A 17,451-nucleotide genomic window follows, 5' to 3' on the forward strand; every position below is an offset into this window, starting at 1 on the left:
GATTCAAAATGACGCTTCGACGCCTTGTTGTTTCATGTTTTCTGTCGGTCGCATTTTATGCGTGTTTCGCACAGAAAAAAGAGGTGAAACTTCTTTTTGCAGGCGATGCCATGCAGCATATGCCACAAGTGGAATCTGCATGGAACGAAAGAGGAAGTTATCGGTATGACGATTGTTTCGAATTGGTAAAAAGTCGCATCTCAAGTGCGGATTTAGCTTGTGTTAATTTCGAAACCGTGCTTGCAGGAAAGCCTTATACGGGCTATCCCACATTCAGTTCGCCGGACGAGTTTGCACTTGCCTTGCGAGAAGCGGGCTTCAATCTGTTCGTTCAGGCCAATAATCATGCAGCGGACAAGGGAAGCAAAGGATTGAAAAGGACTATCGACGTACTGGATTCTTTCGGAATAAAACATACCGGAACCTTTTCTTCTTCCGAGAGCCGCTCGTTGCAATATCCCCTCATCCTCATTCGCAACGGCATTCGAATGGCTTTTCTCAATTACGTTTACGATACCAACGGAATTGAAGTGAAACCTCCGTTCATTGTAAATCTGATCGATACCATACAAATGAGAAACGATATCGAAATGGCAAATCTTTACCACCCCGATATCATCATTGCCGTTATGCATTGGGGCGAAGAATACCAAACCTACCCTACTGCCGAACAATTGAAATTGACCGAATTCCTGAAACGAAATGGCGTACGCATTGTCATAGGACATCATCCTCACGTCATTCAACCGATTTTGACAGATTCCACCCGAAATGGGATAAATAGTGTGGTCTTTTTTTCTTTGGGAAATTTCATCAGCAATCAGCAGAAGTCGAATACCGATGGCGGCATGATTGCCGAAATAACAATCAGTAAAGTCGACGATAATTCATTGGTAACCATAGATACGGTGCAACACAGTTTGGTATGGGTACGAAAATTTTTCGAAAACAAGAAGAAACGATATCTACTCATCCCGACCGATTTGCCCCTCGAACAAATTCATCCGGTAATGAACCCCGCCGAAATACAAAAGATGAATGCTTTTACCTCGAATGCCCTGCAGATTCTAAATCATCGGATCCACTACTAATCATTTCTTTTGGCAGCTATTTATTTGTATCACCATCACGCCCTTGCACTGTTTTTGTGAAGCACAGTATTCACTCAGCGTTGCTGGTTGAATGATTACTTTTTTCGCGACGCTCGATGCATGAATAAAGGTCAGTTTCCCATTCTGTCGATAGGCAAAAGCCACATGCGAAACATCCAATCCGTCAATCGACGTAACGAATGCAATCATTGCCATATTCGGAATTTTGTCCGATTGAGACAAAATTCGGTCCTTCGGAAGATAATAAAATCCGCCTCTATCGTTGATTATTTTTTCGCGCAGCGACATTTTCTGCAACATCTGTTCATCGGACGCGAGTTGTCGGTATGCCTCACGATGCGATGTCATAAAATGAATTTTGCGCACATCTTTTGTTCCACCCAATTGGCGACTGATATTTTCGACGATTCCTCGTCGTTGGTTTTCGAAAACCCAGTCACAAGTATAGTGCAAACGCGAAGAATAATCATCGATAATGCCATTTCGATAACGAATTTTTCGAAGTTCGTCAACGAAAGCATCAAACGACAATTCGTCACCTCGGGCAGCAAGCGATAAGGCAATTACATTTTCCACGAAAGTCGTGCAATCAAACTCTCTCAGATTTACAATCAATATTTCGTCAGCAGCTTCAAGTGTATTGGCTACATACGGCGATTCAAGAAAAAATTCGGCAGTAGCCTGCAATACATCCTCCATCGGCTTGTTGCGATAAGGTTCGATATATTGCACATACCTGTCGAAGATAGCGATATCATCCCGGGTATAAATTGGTTTTTGCTTTGCAAAGATAACTGAAGCTGTGGCCAGAAACAATAACAATATCAACCCTACTCTTTTCATCGAAGCATCATTTTAATTGTGCGGTTATACCAACCACTATCATTCCCGTAACAATGGCGATACCAAAACTAAGCAAAGTTCCGATAAGGATATATTCGGTCAACTTTCGATTTCCGGAATCTTTTAAATCACCAAATCGAAACACAGATTTGGCGGCCACTAAAAAACCAATGGCATCCCAATGGCCTGAAATCACAAAAGTAAAGACCAATAGTCTTTCCAAAATGCCGATATATTTACCGGCGTTTGGCAACGATTCCGCTTTTGAGAAGTTTATATAACTAGTCCAATTTTCCAACATTAGTTGAATCGCAATGCCACATGCAACCGTCAAAAACACAATTGCCGTCAGATATACCCAAAACAGATTATTTTCGAAAATAAAAGTCAGAGAGAGATTTGGATAGAAAAACAAAAACCATAGTGCAAAAATACTTACGAGATGCAACGACTGATCAATCAAAAACCAGCGCGATTTACTGTTTTCTTTCTGAAAATGCTGTTTCATCAAATCTATCACAACATGAATGATCGCAATGACAAGCGCCAAGGCCCAATAAGAAAGATTCCACAGAACCAACAGTACCAAGACCCCATGAATGAATCCGTGAAAGTAAATTTTCGAGGATCTAAACCCCAATTTTTCCTTTTCGTCTACCCACGACTTCGATTGTAAAACAAAATCGCCGATTAAATGAGCCAAAATCAGTCTGACAAATTCCACTTAAATCATCAATTTATTCAATTTTCGCCGGTAAACTTGTTCCACAGCCAATATTTCGTCTATTCTTGCTCTTTTCCACCTTCCACTCACAGAGTTTTGCTTGATATCAAGCATTTTACCTATTTCATTCTGTTTCCGATCCGGATATTTCAACACCATCTCCATCAATTCGGCAGAAGCGATGGTCCAATTATCCATAAAAATAGATATTAATCTTAAGTAAAGATTCATTTCATCATCGAAATCTCTCCAAGGACTTTTTATAAGTAAATTAACTTTTTCTCTTTCAAGTTCTTCAAATTTCTCTCCCGCATTTATAAAGGCTTCCCCGTTACTTTCAGAAATACGCTTGCCGGAATAATTTTTTTCGCCAAGACCAATTGCCATTCTCACATCGATATCGCTTGCTTTTTTATTTTTATTTTTAGGCATTGTCTTTTTTATCAAAGCTTTAATGGACAAAGCTTTGAACAATACTTCGGCAGGTTGGTCTACTTCGAGTTGAAAAGAATCTCCCCAAACCAACTCCCATTGCGCGGGCGTTTCACCCCACTTATCGAATAATTCTTTCAGTGGCAATAGCCAAACTTCAGGATTATCCATTTTCCGGGACGAAACAATATCTCCTTTTATAATTGCTATCATGGTTCAAATATCGTAATAATAAACGATAAATCAAAATATCGTCGAAATAAACGATAATCGAAAATATCGTCGAAATAAACGATATTTTTCGAAAGGGGAAAGTATAGAAGAATTTAGCTCAGTCCTTCCACCTGACCATTCACCAAATCGATGCGTTTTGCCTGTGGATCGGCCGGTAAACCGGGCATGCGAACCATTTCGCCCGCAATGGCAACAATAAATTCCGCCCCCTGATTAATAACCAGATCGTTGATTTTGAATGAAAATCCTTTGGCTACGCCATAAGCCGTTGGATCGGCCGAGAACGAATATTGCGTTTTGGCAATGCACACAGGCAGCTTTTCGAGAGCAGTTCCTTCGATTTGCTTGAGCATTTTTTGCGCCTTTTCGCCAAACGAAACTTCGTGTGCGCCATAAATTCCCATTGCTACTTTTTCGAGTTTCTGATCTATGGGATCATCATCCTCATAAGTAAACAGCAAACGACCGGAAGGAGAATTTTCTACCACATCTACCACAACATTCGCCAACTCCACGGCGCCTGCGCCACCTTTTTCGAATGCTTCGCATAAAGCAAAACGTACACCTTTTCTTTCACAAAAATCCCGAACCACAGCAATTTCTTCTGCCGAATCGTTATGAAACTTGTTAAATGCCACGACCGTTGTTTGTCCAAATGCGGCCAAATTGATCAAATGGCGCTGCAAATTGTCGAGACCTTTTTTCAGCCCCTTCATATCGGGATTTTTAATCAGTTTTTCGGGAGTGCCGCCATGCATTTTCAATCCCTGTGCAGTAACTACGATTACCGTTGCTTTGGGCTGCAATCCGCTTTTCCTGCATTTTATGTTGAAAAACTTTTCGGCGCCCAGGTCGGCACCAAAACCGGCTTCGGTTACCACATACTCACCATACGACATCGCCATTTTTGTGGCCAGTAACGAATTGCAACCGTGTGCAATATTGGCAAAAGGTCCGCCGTGCACAAAAGCCGCCGTATTTTCGGTTGTCTGCACAAGGTTCGGATTTAATGCATCTTTCATCAATACAGTGATGGCGCCTGCAACACCCAAATCCTTCACCGTAAATGGTTCGCCACTTCGTTTGTAACCCAAAAGAATGTTTTCGATACGACGCCGAAGATCTTTCTCATTTTCAGCCAGGCACAAAATTGCCATCAACTCCGAAGCAGCCGTTATGTCGAACCCACTTTCCTGCGGAACGCCATTGCCTTGCCCCAGACCGGTAACAATATAACGCAAACTCCTATCATTCACATCCAGCACACGTTTCCAAAGCACCTGTTTCAGTTCGTCCTGTGTTCCCTGAACGCGATAAATATAGTTATCCAACAAAGCGGAAATAGTATTGTGAGCGGTAGTAATGGCATGAAAATCGCCCGTGAAGTGAAGGTTGATATTTTCCATCGGGAGAACTTGAGAATAACCACCACCTGCTGCTCCGCCTTTCAAACCAAATACAGGCCCTAATGAAGGTTCTCGAAGAGCCACGATAGCCTTTTTGCCGATACGATTCAATCCGAGTGTCAATCCGATAGAAATGGTTGTTTTTCCCACCCCGGTTTTGGTAGGAGTGATGGCCGTTACCAATATCAAATTGCTTTTCGCAATATGGTCATCATTTATCTGATCGTATGGCACCTTTGCCATATGCCTTCCATAACTGATAACCTCCTCGCGTGGAATGCCGATCTCTTCGGCAACATCTTTAATTCGTTTCAACGGTGTTTCACGCGCTATTTCAATATCCGATTTCATAATAAAATCCGTTTCCGGAGATTGGTCAAACTCTTTCGTTTGCTCGTTCATGTGAATAATGTTTAATATTTTGTATGATGTTTGATTTTTTCTTCTTCTTTCAATTTGTCTTCCAACATAATCAGTTGATCGCGCAATTGTGCAGCTTCCAGGAATTCGAGTTTTTTGGCGGCAGCCAGCATCGCTTTGCGTGTTTTTTCGATTTGTTTTTTCAAATCGTCCTCCGAAGCATAATTCGGTTGTACCGGTTCGGCAACGAGCGAATAATAGTCGGGCTCGACATAGGCATGCGGTTCCACGGTAGCCGCCTTTTGCCCCAAAGCCGACGATTTGGATTTGACGATGGGTTGTGGCGTAATGCCATGTTCTTCGTTATATTTCATCTGCTTTTCGCGTCGGCGATTGGTTTCGTCGATGGTAAGCCGCATGCTTTCAGTTATTTTGTCGGCATAAAAAATCACCTTTCCGTTCACGTTTCTTGCGGCACGTCCTGCTGTTTGCGTAAGCGAACGATTGGAGCGCAAAAAACCTTCTTTGTCGGCATCGAGTATGGCCACAAGCGAAACTTCAGGAAAATCGAGCCCTTCGCGCAACAGGTTCACCCCGATAAGCACATCGAAAAGTCCATTCCGAAGATCGTCCATAATCTTCACGCGCTCCAAAGTCTCCACATCCGAATGAATATATCGGCAGCGAACGTTGAAACTCGTCAGATAATCCGTCAGCTCTTCGGCCATACGTTTGGTGAGGGTCGTCACGAGCACACGTTCGTCTCGTTCCACCCGCTGCTGTATCTCTTCCATCAAATCGTCGATCTGATTCAGACTGGGACGCACTTCGATAGGCGGATCAAGCAAACCCGTAGGACGAATCAGCTGATCGACCACCACTCCTTCCGACTTTTCCAACTCATAGTCGGCGGGCGTTGCACTCACGAAGATAACCTCAGGCACAATAGCTTCGAATTCTTCGAATCGGAGTGGACGATTGTCGATGGCGGCCGGCAGTCGGAACCCATATTCCACCAGGTTGATTTTTCGCGAATGATCGCCGCCATACATCGCACGAATTTGCGGAATGGTAACGTGACTTTCATCGATGACCGTCAGAAAATCTTTCGGGAAAAAGTCCAACAGACAGAAAGGTCGCGTTCCGGGCGGTCGTCCGTCGAAGTAACGCGAATAGTTTTCGATACCCGAACAATACCCGATTTCCTTAATCATTTCCACATCGTAGGTAACCCTGTCATACAGTCGTTTGGCTTCGAGTGGCTTACCAATGGATTGAAAAAACTCTACCTGCTTGCCCAAATCGATCATAATTTCATCCACCGCCCGAAAGATGCGTTCCTTGGTAGTTACGAACAAATTTGCCGGAAAAATGCGATAAGCATCCAATTGCTCGAGCGTGACACCCGTCAACGGATCAACCATTTCGATGCTTTCTATTTCGTCACCCCAAAAAATGACGCGGATAATCTGATCGTCATAAGCCAAAAACACATCCACTGTATCGCCTTTTACCCGAAAATTGCCCCGATTGTATTCGGCTGTTTCGTTGCGAGAATACAGACTTTCGACAAGCTGCCGCAAAAAAACATCGCGCACCAGGTTTTGCCCCACTTTGAGGTCGATGGTTACTTTATTGAAATCTTCGGGATTGCCAATGCCATAGAGGCACGAAACCGACGAAACCACGATGACGTCGGTTCTTCCGGAAAGCAATGCCGACGTGGCCGAAAGGCGCAGTTTTTCGATTTCGGCGTTGATGGACAAATCTTTTTCGATATACGTGTCGGTGGAAGGGATGTAGGCTTCGGGCTGATAATAATCGTAGTACGAAACATAATATTCCACCGCATTGTGCGGGAAAAAGCTCTTGAACTCGCTGTAGAGTTGCGCGGCAAGCGTTTTGTTGTGACTGATGACCAGCGTCGGCTTGTTGATTTGCGCAATGACGTTGGCTATCGTAAAAGTTTTGCCCGAACCCGTAACACCCAACAGCGTTTGGTACGGAACTTTATTCCGCAAGCCTTCTACCAGCGCTTTTATGGCCTCCGGCTGATCGCCGGTTGGTTTGTATTCTGATGTTAACTCAAATTTCATTCTTCACCTTTAGCAAAAAATTGCAACCTCAAAATTTAGGGTGCGTCGATATAAGGTTTTGTTTCGAAAATTCCGATAATACGAAACATTTCATCCAATTCGGCATGAATGATGTAACCATATTGGGTTACCGAATTGCCTTTGTTGTCGATATATGTTTTAGTCAGCGGAATATTGGTTTTATAATGCCCGTTGAACGTTTTTTGGTACTGCAAAGCCGCAATGTCGGGAACAAACTTGATAGTTGGTTTTGAAGTTTTTGACCCTGCCACAACCAGCTCTCCCATCAACTTTTCACGCGAAATTGTTCCTGAATCGAAAAAGCGGAAGATTCTGGGAGCAAGCGTTTCTTTCATTTTGTTGTAATCGACATTCGAAAGTGCCACAAAAAAGGCATCCATTGTCATCCGAATCGAATTGTATTCGGCAGAATCTACCGGATAGGACTGAAAAAGCATTTCATAGCGTTTTTGGGCATCGTTGTAAAAAATACCCGGCAATTCACCGCTGTCCGACGAAACCATGTAATCGTAATAAGACTGCACGGTGTTGGCATTGAGTGCGGACCGCCATCTCAACGAGTCAAGTCGATTGAGTACCAATGATTTGTATGGGCTTTTTGGAAACGACTTTAAAAATGCATGAAATTCTGCCTCGTTGTCTGACTTTCTTAAGTTATCCCATGCCTTCGCTTCTTTCTCCTTCAACTGCTGCATTTTCGACAAAGCTTCGGCAAAATGTTTCCCTTTTGGAAACTGATTCATATACGACACATAAGCGCTCACTGTATTTTGTCGTTGCGCGTTTTCCCATTCCGAACGATCAAGATTCAGACCTTTAACGTAATACGTATATATCGCAAAAGAGCCTCCTGATAATAGAATAAAAGAGATAATCCACACAAATATGGTTCCCATTCTTCGAGAAGATTTTTTCCCCTCAACAATATCGTTGTTAGTTTCTGGGGAAAGAGTCTCTGATGTTGGCATCTTATGACTATTCTCGCAATATACCGTCTCAACATCTTCGACAATCATCGACGAACGATCAATTCCATACTCGGAATTATCCGGCCGAAACAAATCTATTTCGAAGTCACGTTGAATTTTCTTCGAACAATCGGGACAAAATAATTCATCTTCGGATTTTGATTTTTGACAAATCGGACAAAACTGCGACATAACCGAAAAACAATGCGTTGTTTTTTCATCACAAAGATAAACAATGTTAGCGTATTAGCGGACAAATTTGAATGGTTTTTACACAGTGGAACGAAAAAATAATGCAATCACATCACCAAAAACAAATTGTAATCGATTTATATTACTCACATACTTATCACTTCGGCCCTACTTTCAAATCGATGGAAAGCAAATTTTCCCTATCTGAAAAAACTGACAAAAAGCATCACGTTTAAAATCGTCACAATCGATCCGAGCAAATAAAGAACAATTTTCGATAAAGTGGAATTTTTGTACTTTCCCATCACCTTTTCGGATGAAGTGAGCCTCACCTGCGTGAAAATCGTAAACGGCAGTTGGACACTCAACAGCATTTGCGAAACAATAAGTCCCTGAAAAGGATCAGAGATAAAGAAAATGACACACACAGCGAGCACCAAAGAAATAAGAACCCCTAATCGCGAGTGATTGTCTTTCATATCGTAAGGTTCCTTATACATTCCTGCAAAAATGCTTGCACCCGCCATCCCCGACGTGAGTGTAGAAGAAATTCCCGAGAACAGCAAAGCCACTGCAAAAACTACCGAAGCATTTTTTCCTACCAACGGTGTCAGTAAATGATTGGCCTGCTGCAATTCGGTAACCGGAGTTTTGGTTTCGAAAAAAGTGGCCGCCGCCAACAAAATCATGGCACTGTTGATTGCCCAACCAATGAGCATGGAAAACAGTGTGTCAAAAAATTCGTATTTCAGCTGTTTATTGATTATTTTTTCATCTTTCAAGTTCCATTGGCGGCTTTGGATGATTTCGGAATGCAGAAAAAGGTTATGTGGCATCACAACCGCACCCAACACACTCATAATAATCAACATCGAATTTTCAGGGAAACTTGGTGTCACCCAACCCACAAGAGCCGAATTCCAATTGATATCGACTAACGACAATTCATACAAAAACGACAATCCAATGATCGAAACAAAACCAATAATCCATTTTTCGATTACGCGATATGAGTTCGTAAAAAGCATGATGAGCACAAATATCGTCACCAGAACAGCTCCTGCTCGAATGGGGACATCGAAAAGCATGTTCAAGGCAATGCTTCCGCCCAAAATTTCGGCCAACGAAGTAGATACCGATGCCAACATAGCCGAACCCAGTACAAACTTGGAGTAAACCGGTTTCAGATGAATAGCAGCAGCCTCCGATAAACACAAACCTGTGGCAATACCCAAATGCGCCACATTATGCTGCAGCAAAATAAGCATGATTGTGGACAGCGTTACCATCCACAAAAGCGAATATCCAAAATTGGAACCGGCGGCCAAATTGGAAGCCCAGTTGCCCGGATCGATGAATCCAACGGTTACCAACAAACCCGGACCGATAAATTTGAAAATATCCGATGCTCCGAATACCGGGCGATAGGATTTATTGTCGATATGTCTGAATGCCTTAAACACAACTTGAATGTCTTCAAATATACGGATTACAAAAATATTAAATTCTTCTTTAAACAACGATAACCAATAGCTTGTTTAAAAGAGCCGTTCAGAAAAGCAAAAAAATCTACAAATAATTTTATTTTGCATGATCAATTATTGGCATTCTCAGGCAATGTTTTTTCTTTTTCTCAACGAAACTCGTAACTTTGTTCAGTGAATCACACAAAAAACAATTATGCATTCCTATTTTCAAAAGCGAATTTTGTCCTTCAAATATGCGTTTCGGGGAATAAAAGTGCTCGTACATGAAACACCTAACTCTCGAATTCATACAATACTCGCCATTATGGCGATCACGTTGGGATTCGTATTTCGTATTTCGACGACAGAATGGATAGCGATTTGCATCGTCATCGGACTGGTTTTCGCTATGGAAGCGATAAATACAGCCATCGAAACACTCGCCGACTATGCTTGTAACAAACAAATCGACAGTCGCATAGCAAAAGCGAAAGACTTGGCCGCCGCCGGCGTTTTGATGGCCGCCATAGCAGCACTTGTCGTCGGCATCATTGTTTTCCTGCCAAAATTTTTTCAGTGAAAAAATTTCATTACAAAAACTCACCAATCATGTTCGACGCATCACCCTATCTCACCGAAATAGAAGAAATATCGAATTCCGATCTCACCGCCGGTGAAAAAATCGTTCAACTCAACCGCCTGCTCGACCGATTGTCCAAATCGATTGTTAGAGACGAAACGCTGCAATTTGCAAACCAGTTTTCGCGATTAGTATTCATTGCCCAGAAATACAATCTCTCCAAGCAACACGAATGGCAATTACAGCACTTCCGGGTGAAAGCACGGGAAATCCGTCGCAATAAAGGCAAAAAAGCACCTGCGGCAGAATATCGACGCATGGAACGTGCTTTCCTCGATCTTTGTCATATTGTGGGAGGACAACCTGTTACACAAACTGGACCGATACAGGAAGAAATAGCCGAAACACCCGCAGCAGAAACAATGAGGGTGCAGATAACCGCTATTGATCGCGAAAAAAAAGAACTGCATTGCATCAGCGAACATGCCCCAATAGAACTGACCGTAAAATATGGCATCAATGCCGAACAAAATACCTACCAAGCTTCCATCGACCGGTTTTGGGTAGGAGCTCAGCTCAATTTGATAGATTGCACAACGGACAACGAGGGTTGCCTCATACCCCGACATTTTGTGCTCGAACCCGATTATCTGATTGATGCTTCGGCTCTGGCCGAATGCTTCCAGGATTACTGCAAATCGCCACTTCACTATTTTCGCAACAAATTCGAAGAGAAAGAAAACCGCTCCTATCTGCTTTTGGGAAACCTTGCCAACTTTTTTCTCGATAAGCTGGTATTTGCAGAGCATCCCGAAGAAGTGAGCTTCATGGACGTTTTTCTACAATCGTTCAAGCAGTCGCCATTCGAATATGCCAGCTGCAACGACATCCGTTCCGACGAAGATTTTCGAGACTTTATGGCTACCGCCCGGCAACAGTTCGAAAACATTCGGCGCGTTGTCACGAAAGACTTTCCGGCACGAAAAATCGATCGGAAACGTTGTATTCTCGAACCTTCATTCTTCAGCGAAAAATTTGGATTTCAGGGACGATTGGATATGCTGCAGGCCGACGCCAAACAACAAAAATTCAACATTGTAGAATTGAAATCGGGAAGGCTTCCTTTTCCACCATCCGAAAAAGGGAAAATCGCACTAAATCACGAAACACAAACGGCCATCTATCGAATGATGATCGAAAGTGTTTTTGGTGCAGATTCACGTGCGATTGATGCAGCCATTCTGTATTCTGCAGGCAATATTCCGGGCGAAAATTTACGTTTCGCAGCCGTATATCGGCAATTGGAAAAGGAAATCGTGAACATGCGCAATCTGATTGTGGCCGATGAATATCAACTGACATACGGCGACAACCGCGCCGTTGAAAATAAATTCGAAGAACTGTTTCAGTCCGTTGAAGGAATCGACAGGCTTCCCTCTTTTTACCTCAATAAAATAGAGGCCCTATCGTCGGTGCTTCAACAAGCTACCGACGTCGAGCGCAGCTATTTCTATCGTTTTGTCCGTTTTATTGCCCGTGAAATGTATCTGCAAAAAATCGGCGACACCGAATACGAATCGCCTACAGGCGTGGCCGCACTCTGGAACAGCGATTTCGCCGAACGTGCCGAATCGCTTGACGTACTCTATGATTTGACCATCGACGAAAAAACGATGAACGAAAACGACATGAGTATTCGCTTTTGTAGAAACCATCCCGAAAACGATATCGTCAACTTTCGCGAAGGCGACATCTGCATTGTTTATCCCCGCAACAGCGAGTCGGACAACGTGCTCAACCAACAGATTCTGAAAGGGACTATCGAACATATCACCCCTGACGAAGTGCATATCAGATTTCGTTACAAACAGCACAATCCGGCTTACTTCGACGAAAACCGCTACTGGGCAGTGGAACACGATACACTCGACAACTCGTACAACGGAATGTACCGAAATCTGTTTTCATTTCTTTCGGCTTCACACCGAAAACGCGATTTGCTGCTCGGCTTGCAGGAACCACGCACAAGACAAATCGAACAAACAGAGGAAAAACCATATCCCGAAAACATTATTTCGAAAGCGCTGGCTGCCGAAGATTATTTTCTGATTGTTGGGCCTCCCGGCACCGGAAAGACTTCGATTTTCGCCCGAAGACTGATCGAAGAATATTATGCACAGCCGGATACGAATATTTTGGTTTTGGCCTATACCAATCGTGCGGTCGATGAACTGTGCGAAGCAATCAATGCCGCTTTTGACAGGAAGTCGCCCGACAATGCACCTTTCATTCGCATCGGATCGGAGTTGTCGTGTGCCGAACCCTATCGCGACAGACTATTGCAGCGAATATCGGAGAAAGCTCTTAATCGCGAACAATTGCGGAACGAAATTGAACAAACACGCATTTTTGTTGCCACCATTGCCTCTCTCAACGGCAGGATGGAGCTCTTTTCGCTTAAGGATTTTCAGATAGCGATTGTGGATGAGGCTTCACAAATTCTCGAACCACAACTCGTCGGCATTTTGCCTAAGGTGAACAAATTCATTCTGATTGGCGACCACAACCAACTATCTACCATCGTCCTCCAAAAACCGCTAGTTTCGGCCATTCACAAGCCGGAACTCAACCGCATCGGATTTCTCGATTGTCGCGATTCCCTTTTCGAAAGGTTATTCCGCGTATGCAATGCCAACGGATGGAAACATACCTGCGCACAACTCACCCAACAAGGACGCATGCACAATGATATAGCCAATTTCCCGTCCACCTTTTATTATTCACAAGGGCTATGTCCGGCCAGCGAATGGCAGCAAGAAACATGGAGATTGGATTGTGCAGACTACGGCAATCTGTTTGACAGATGTGTGGCATCGCAGCGTGTGGCAGTGTTTTCCACCGAAAAATTATTTCGATTCACACCTTCCGACAAAATCAACGAAACCGAAGCCGACATTGTCGTAAGGCTGGTACAATCCATTAACAGAATATACGAAGCCAACGGGAAATCCTTTTCGAGTGAAATGCTCGGAATCATTGCACCTTACCGCAACCAAATCGCACTCATCAAGCATAAACTGGCTTCGGCCGGTATAAGCGATTACGAAAAAATAATGGTGGATACGGTAGAACGCTTTCAGGGGAGTCAGCGCGAAGTGATTTTACTGTCGTTTTGCGTCAACCGGCCTTATCAACTCGACTTGATGTGCAACCTGAATCACGAGGGCAAAGTCGATCGCAAACTCAACGTGGCTATCACACGGGCACGGCAGCAATTCTTTATGACCGGCAATGCACGTTTGCTTCGCCTGCATCCGGTGTATGCCACCCTACTCGACTATTATGATTCCCAAACGTTTGTTTTGAACGAAATCCCTTAATTTTTCGTTTCGGAACTATTGCGGAATCGCAATTTATTTTATACTTTTGCACTCACAAATTGTCCTGTGGTGTAATGGTAGCACAACAGATTCTGGTCCTGTTTGTCTTGGTTCGAATCCGAGCAGGACAACAATTCTCACAAATAACTGTCTATTATTTAGGCAGTTATTTTTTTGTAAAAACTACTTTGGCTCACCCGCAAACATATGTGTTTAAGCATTATATTGCGTTAACGTAACTTGGATGCAAAACAAAAAGCAGTCCGGAAACTGCGGTTGTTTCAAGCAGAAGTTCGGAAACTTGAACTACAAAATAAAAGGAGTGAAAAAGTTAGAAACGAAGAAATGGGAATTTTAAATTACATGGGGGTTGGAAAATTACGCTATTTTGGACCTTAAGTTCATTCGAATCATGTACGGAGCAGATACGACGGAAGTGTCATTCGAAGAATGGATGATTTTCAGAAGAAATGAAGAAGTGAGAAGTAAGAAATGGGAATTATCCGTCCCGTCTGCGTTTTTTTAATCTGCGAATATCTGCGTGAGATGAATTTTTTTCTTTCTCGCAGATCAACGCTGATTCTTTTCTCACTGATTTACGCTGATTTTATTCGGAATCATCTGCATGAAAATTACGCTGCGCTGCAGAAAGTGAGAAATGAGGAAATATCATAACCCCTATACTGCTCGAAATTCATCCGTAAATCATCAAATCAGTAAATCGATAAATCATCGACTAATTCCAATCTCCAACCCCCATCCTCCATCCTCCAGCCATGTTTACATCCTTTCACATTCTCAATTGTGATGTTTTGTTAATAAAATAGGGCAAATTTCTTTCATAAGCTTTCAGTATGACATTAATATATGTATATCAGCAGATTATTTGTATGTTTCTGAAGTAAAAATTCATCGATTCGGGAACAAAATTGCCCCGTCAGAAATGTAGAAAACGCGTTTGACTCCGACGGACCTGTTTTCTACTTTGTAGAAACCACGTTCGACTTAAAGAATGTTATATCTACTTTGTAGATTTCGCAAATGTGAATGAAAACGTCCAATCTTGTTAACATTCTATAGGGATTCGGCGCCAAATTGCCCAATTTTGAAGTGCAGAAAGTACAACTTTGTCCGACGAACATACTTTCTACAAAGTAGACGGAGCAATTTTGTCCGCCGATTGCCCCGTCTATACTTCTGAAAGGTACATTTTCGAGCCAAATTGCCTTTTCTATTAACATGCTATAGGTATTTTTTGGCTAAAACATGTAATCTGCAACGTAGAAACCATGACTTTTTGTGACGGACATGCTTTCTTCACACCAAGATGACAGGTCACGACAGGTCAATCGTGTCATTTCGAAGTGAAAACGGGGGATCATTCCTCGCCGAACGTGTCATCTTTGAGTGAAGATGATGGAATTTGAGTAACAGGAGTGTTAAATCAGCCTCATTATTTAACGATTTTCTACGGATTTGCATCATCACGAAGTGTAGAAACCACAACTTTTTCGGCTGATGTAGTTTTCCGCGAGTACGGACGATGGGGTTTTCTCCGACGATTGTGTAATTCTTGTGTGCTGCATACCTCCATAACCCTCGAATTGATTCGTGGGTTAATGATGGATGATAACAAAAACCCACCACGTTTCGACGTTTTAGAATAACTTGCATGCACTATTTACTTATTCGTCCCCATCGACTAATCAATAAATCATTGAATCGATAAATCACTCATATGGTATTATCAATATCATGAATTGTTTTTTCTGCTTTGTTTACCTATGATGGAATTTAGATATCCGGTCAAACAAACAATGATTTTATCTTTTGGCGGCATTAAGTTTCTTGAGTATTTTTGCAAAAAATTGTTTACAGTAATGGCATTACAGTAATGGCATCGGGAAAAACAAAAAGATTGATTCTCCTGTTTCTGATATTTTTATCCTGTGAAAGACCGGATAACCAAACAGTCTGCGATCATTTGCAAAAATGGGATACACAATTGACCATAAACCCGGAAAGAATTCGGGACAGCTTGAAAATGATCGATCGGGAAGTTTTATCGGGTGCCGATCGTGCCTATTTCGATTTAATGAAGGTGATTGCGGACGACAAGTCGTTTGTCGCGTTCACGTCCGACTCGCTCATAACTTCAGTCGAGGACTACTATCGACGTCATGAGCCCAACAGTTACAATCATATCCGATCGCTGATTTATCAAGGCATTGTCCGATACAGGATGGGCGTTAAGGATTCCACGGCGATGCTTCCCTTTCAAGAAGCGAAAAAGATTTACTCGCATCGGGGAGAAGAAGATCCAATACTCGGATATTTCATTCATTACTATCTTGGAGAGGTATTAATAGACAACCAACAAAGCCCGATGGCAAAAAAGTATTTGAATAAAGCGCTTTCTTTTGCAAAATTGTCCGGGAACAAAAATTACGAATTTGATGCCTATGTCGAATTATATTGGTGCGAAATGATTCAGGATCACTATTCGGAGGCCAAATCCTATCTGGACACGTTGCAAACTTTTACAAACCTTTCGTCCGATGACCGCTATACTTTGTATAATGCACAAAGCATTTATTACGATACGCAGCAAGACTATCAAAAAGCACTCGATTTCAAGAAAAAACAAAAAGACCTCATCCCGTATTTGAATCACGAAAAAGAATTTTTCAGATTATATTACTCGATTTCGGAAAGATATGGTGACATCAACCGGCCCGATAGCGCTTTTTATTATGCAAAACTGGCTATTGATAACATACAGGATACCTCCAATATTTTCAATTATCTGCTCTATGAAAATATTGCAGATGCTGCCGAAAAACTTCATGATTACAAAACGGCCAATGACTATCGGAAAACCGGTATGGGCCTGCTCGAAAAAAACATTGAACGTAAAACCGAAATGCAGGTAGTAGCGTTAGAAAAAAAATACTCTCTGGCCGAGGCAGAAAATAAAGCTTTGAAGATGAAGGAGCACAATCGTTACCTAATATCTGCGCTGGTGATGCTGAGCCTTTTTATCGTCCTGCTTTATTTTTACATATCCAAACAAAAATCTCTCGGAAAATTAAAGCAAAAACAACTTGAAGCAGAAATGCAACAGACGATGCTGCAACACCAAATTGCAGAGACTAAAGCTTTGTATGCTATGAAGCAAAGCCAGTCGCAACAACAGATGTTGCTTATTTATTCGACATTCGTCAAACATTTTGCCGATCAGGTGCACAAAACGACTTCGTTGGCCATCAACATAAGAGGCAAGAATCCGCAAATAGCCGACAAACTCGACCTGCAATTAACCGAAAACCGGAAAAATATCAATCTCCTAACCACACATTTGTTTTCGCCGGAAAAGTTAGCCGAATTACTGAAGTTGAATACGATTCCAACTTTCCTCAACCATCACGAATGCTTGATCCTCTTTATGATGGCGGAAAAAATGGAAAATGCACAGATCGCAGCTTTACTAAACACCACAAATGACAGTTTTAAAGCAAGAAAAAGTCAATTGAAAAAGAAAATATCTTTGAAAGCACAAGATTCTTCGGATTTAAACACTTTGCTTAACCTTTTTAACGGCTAAACGGTGGAATGAAAAGGTTAAAATTCATATTGG

General features: G+C 42.4%; 11 protein-coding genes and 1 tRNA gene. 5 read left to right on the top strand and 7 right to left on the bottom strand.

What is annotated here, in order from left to right:
- Positions 1-8 precede the first annotated feature (8 nt).
- Positions 9-1,091: a CapA family protein gene (locus tag EJN84_RS01385; RefSeq protein WP_129593743.1), complete on the top strand. Its 1,083-nt coding sequence runs from the start codon at positions 9-11 to the stop codon at positions 1,089-1,091.
- On the opposite strand, the gene EJN84_RS01390 is transcribed toward EJN84_RS01385, so the two are convergent.
- From EJN84_RS01390 to EJN84_RS01420, 7 genes are all read right to left on the bottom strand, one after another.
- Positions 1,092-1,955 (bottom strand): N-acetylmuramoyl-L-alanine amidase-like domain-containing protein, encoded by an 864-nt coding sequence (locus EJN84_RS01390; protein ID WP_129593744.1) that lies wholly within the window; start codon positions 1,953-1,955, stop codon positions 1,092-1,094. It lies immediately after the preceding gene.
- A 7-nt stretch (positions 1,956-1,962) separates the two neighbouring features.
- Entirely contained in the window at positions 1,963-2,679 is a 717-nt protein-coding gene (locus EJN84_RS01395) for a DUF3307 domain-containing protein (RefSeq protein WP_129593745.1), read from the bottom strand.
- Complete coding sequence (locus tag EJN84_RS01400) at positions 2,680-3,324, bottom strand: hypothetical protein (protein ID WP_101487037.1); 645 nt, start codon at positions 3,322-3,324, stop codon at positions 2,680-2,682. It abuts the gene before it with no gap.
- A 113-nt stretch (positions 3,325-3,437) separates the two neighbouring features.
- Entirely contained in the window at positions 3,438-5,102 is a 1,665-nt protein-coding gene (locus tag EJN84_RS01405; RefSeq protein ID WP_129593880.1) for a formate--tetrahydrofolate ligase, read from the bottom strand.
- Positions 5,103-5,164: 62 nt separating this feature from the next.
- Positions 5,165-7,207, bottom strand: a complete 2,043-nt coding sequence (gene uvrB, locus EJN84_RS01410; protein WP_129593746.1) for an excinuclease ABC subunit UvrB — start codon at positions 7,205-7,207, stop codon at positions 5,165-5,167.
- A 35-nt stretch (positions 7,208-7,242) separates the two neighbouring features.
- Entirely contained in the window at positions 7,243-8,124 is an 882-nt protein-coding gene (locus tag EJN84_RS01415) for a hypothetical protein (protein WP_129593747.1), read from the bottom strand.
- 464 nt (positions 8,125-8,588) lie between these two features.
- Positions 8,589-9,851: an Nramp family divalent metal transporter gene (locus EJN84_RS01420; protein ID WP_129593881.1), complete on the bottom strand. Its 1,263-nt coding sequence runs from the start codon at positions 9,849-9,851 to the stop codon at positions 8,589-8,591.
- A gap of 217 nt (positions 9,852-10,068) precedes the next feature.
- On the opposite strand from EJN84_RS01420, the gene EJN84_RS01425 reads away from it, so the two are divergent.
- From EJN84_RS01425 to EJN84_RS01440, 4 genes are all read left to right on the top strand, one after another.
- The gene (locus tag EJN84_RS01425; protein WP_129593748.1) at positions 10,069-10,434 is read left to right on the top strand and encodes a diacylglycerol kinase family protein; all 366 of its coding nucleotides are present in this window, start codon (positions 10,069-10,071) and stop codon (positions 10,432-10,434) included.
- Positions 10,435-10,463: 29 nt separating this feature from the next.
- Positions 10,464-13,814, top strand: coding sequence for a DEAD/DEAH box helicase (locus tag EJN84_RS01430; RefSeq protein ID WP_129593749.1), 3,351 nt, complete (start codon positions 10,464-10,466; stop codon positions 13,812-13,814).
- A gap of 60 nt (positions 13,815-13,874) precedes the next feature.
- Positions 13,875-13,945, top strand: a tRNA-Gln gene (locus tag EJN84_RS01435).
- Positions 13,946-15,858: 1,913 nt separating this feature from the next.
- Entirely contained in the window at positions 15,859-17,418 is a 1,560-nt protein-coding gene (locus EJN84_RS01440; protein WP_129593750.1) for a hypothetical protein, read from the top strand.
- The last annotated feature ends 33 nt before the right edge of the window (positions 17,419-17,451 follow it).

Source organism: Seramator thermalis, assembly GCF_004138125.1.
GTDB lineage: Bacteria > Bacteroidota > Bacteroidia > Bacteroidales > Dysgonomonadaceae > Seramator > Seramator thermalis.

Excerpts from the sequence above, each read along its gene's own strand:
- EJN84_RS01385 (WP_129593743.1), top strand. The coding sequence starts at position 9 with ATGACGCTTCGACGCCTTGTTGTTTCATGTTTTCTGTCGGTCGCATTT.
- EJN84_RS01390 (WP_129593744.1), bottom strand. The coding sequence starts at position 1,955 with ATGAAAAGAGTAGGGTTGATATTGTTATTGTTTCTGGCCACAGCTTCA.
- EJN84_RS01400 (WP_101487037.1), bottom strand. The coding sequence starts at position 3,324 with ATGATAGCAATTATAAAAGGAGATATTGTTTCGTCCCGGAAAATGGAT.
- EJN84_RS01405 (WP_129593880.1), bottom strand. The coding sequence starts at position 5,102 with ATGAAATCGGATATTGAAATAGCGCGTGAAACACCGTTGAAACGAATT.
- uvrB (WP_129593746.1), bottom strand. The coding sequence starts at position 7,207 with ATGAAATTTGAGTTAACATCAGAATACAAACCAACCGGCGATCAGCCG.
- EJN84_RS01415 (WP_129593747.1), bottom strand. The coding sequence starts at position 8,124 with ATGGGAACCATATTTGTGTGGATTATCTCTTTTATTCTATTATCAGGA.
- EJN84_RS01425 (WP_129593748.1), top strand. The coding sequence starts at position 10,069 with ATGCATTCCTATTTTCAAAAGCGAATTTTGTCCTTCAAATATGCGTTT.
- EJN84_RS01430 (WP_129593749.1), top strand. The coding sequence starts at position 10,464 with ATGTTCGACGCATCACCCTATCTCACCGAAATAGAAGAAATATCGAAT.
- EJN84_RS01440 (WP_129593750.1), top strand. The coding sequence starts at position 15,859 with ATGATCGATCGGGAAGTTTTATCGGGTGCCGATCGTGCCTATTTCGAT.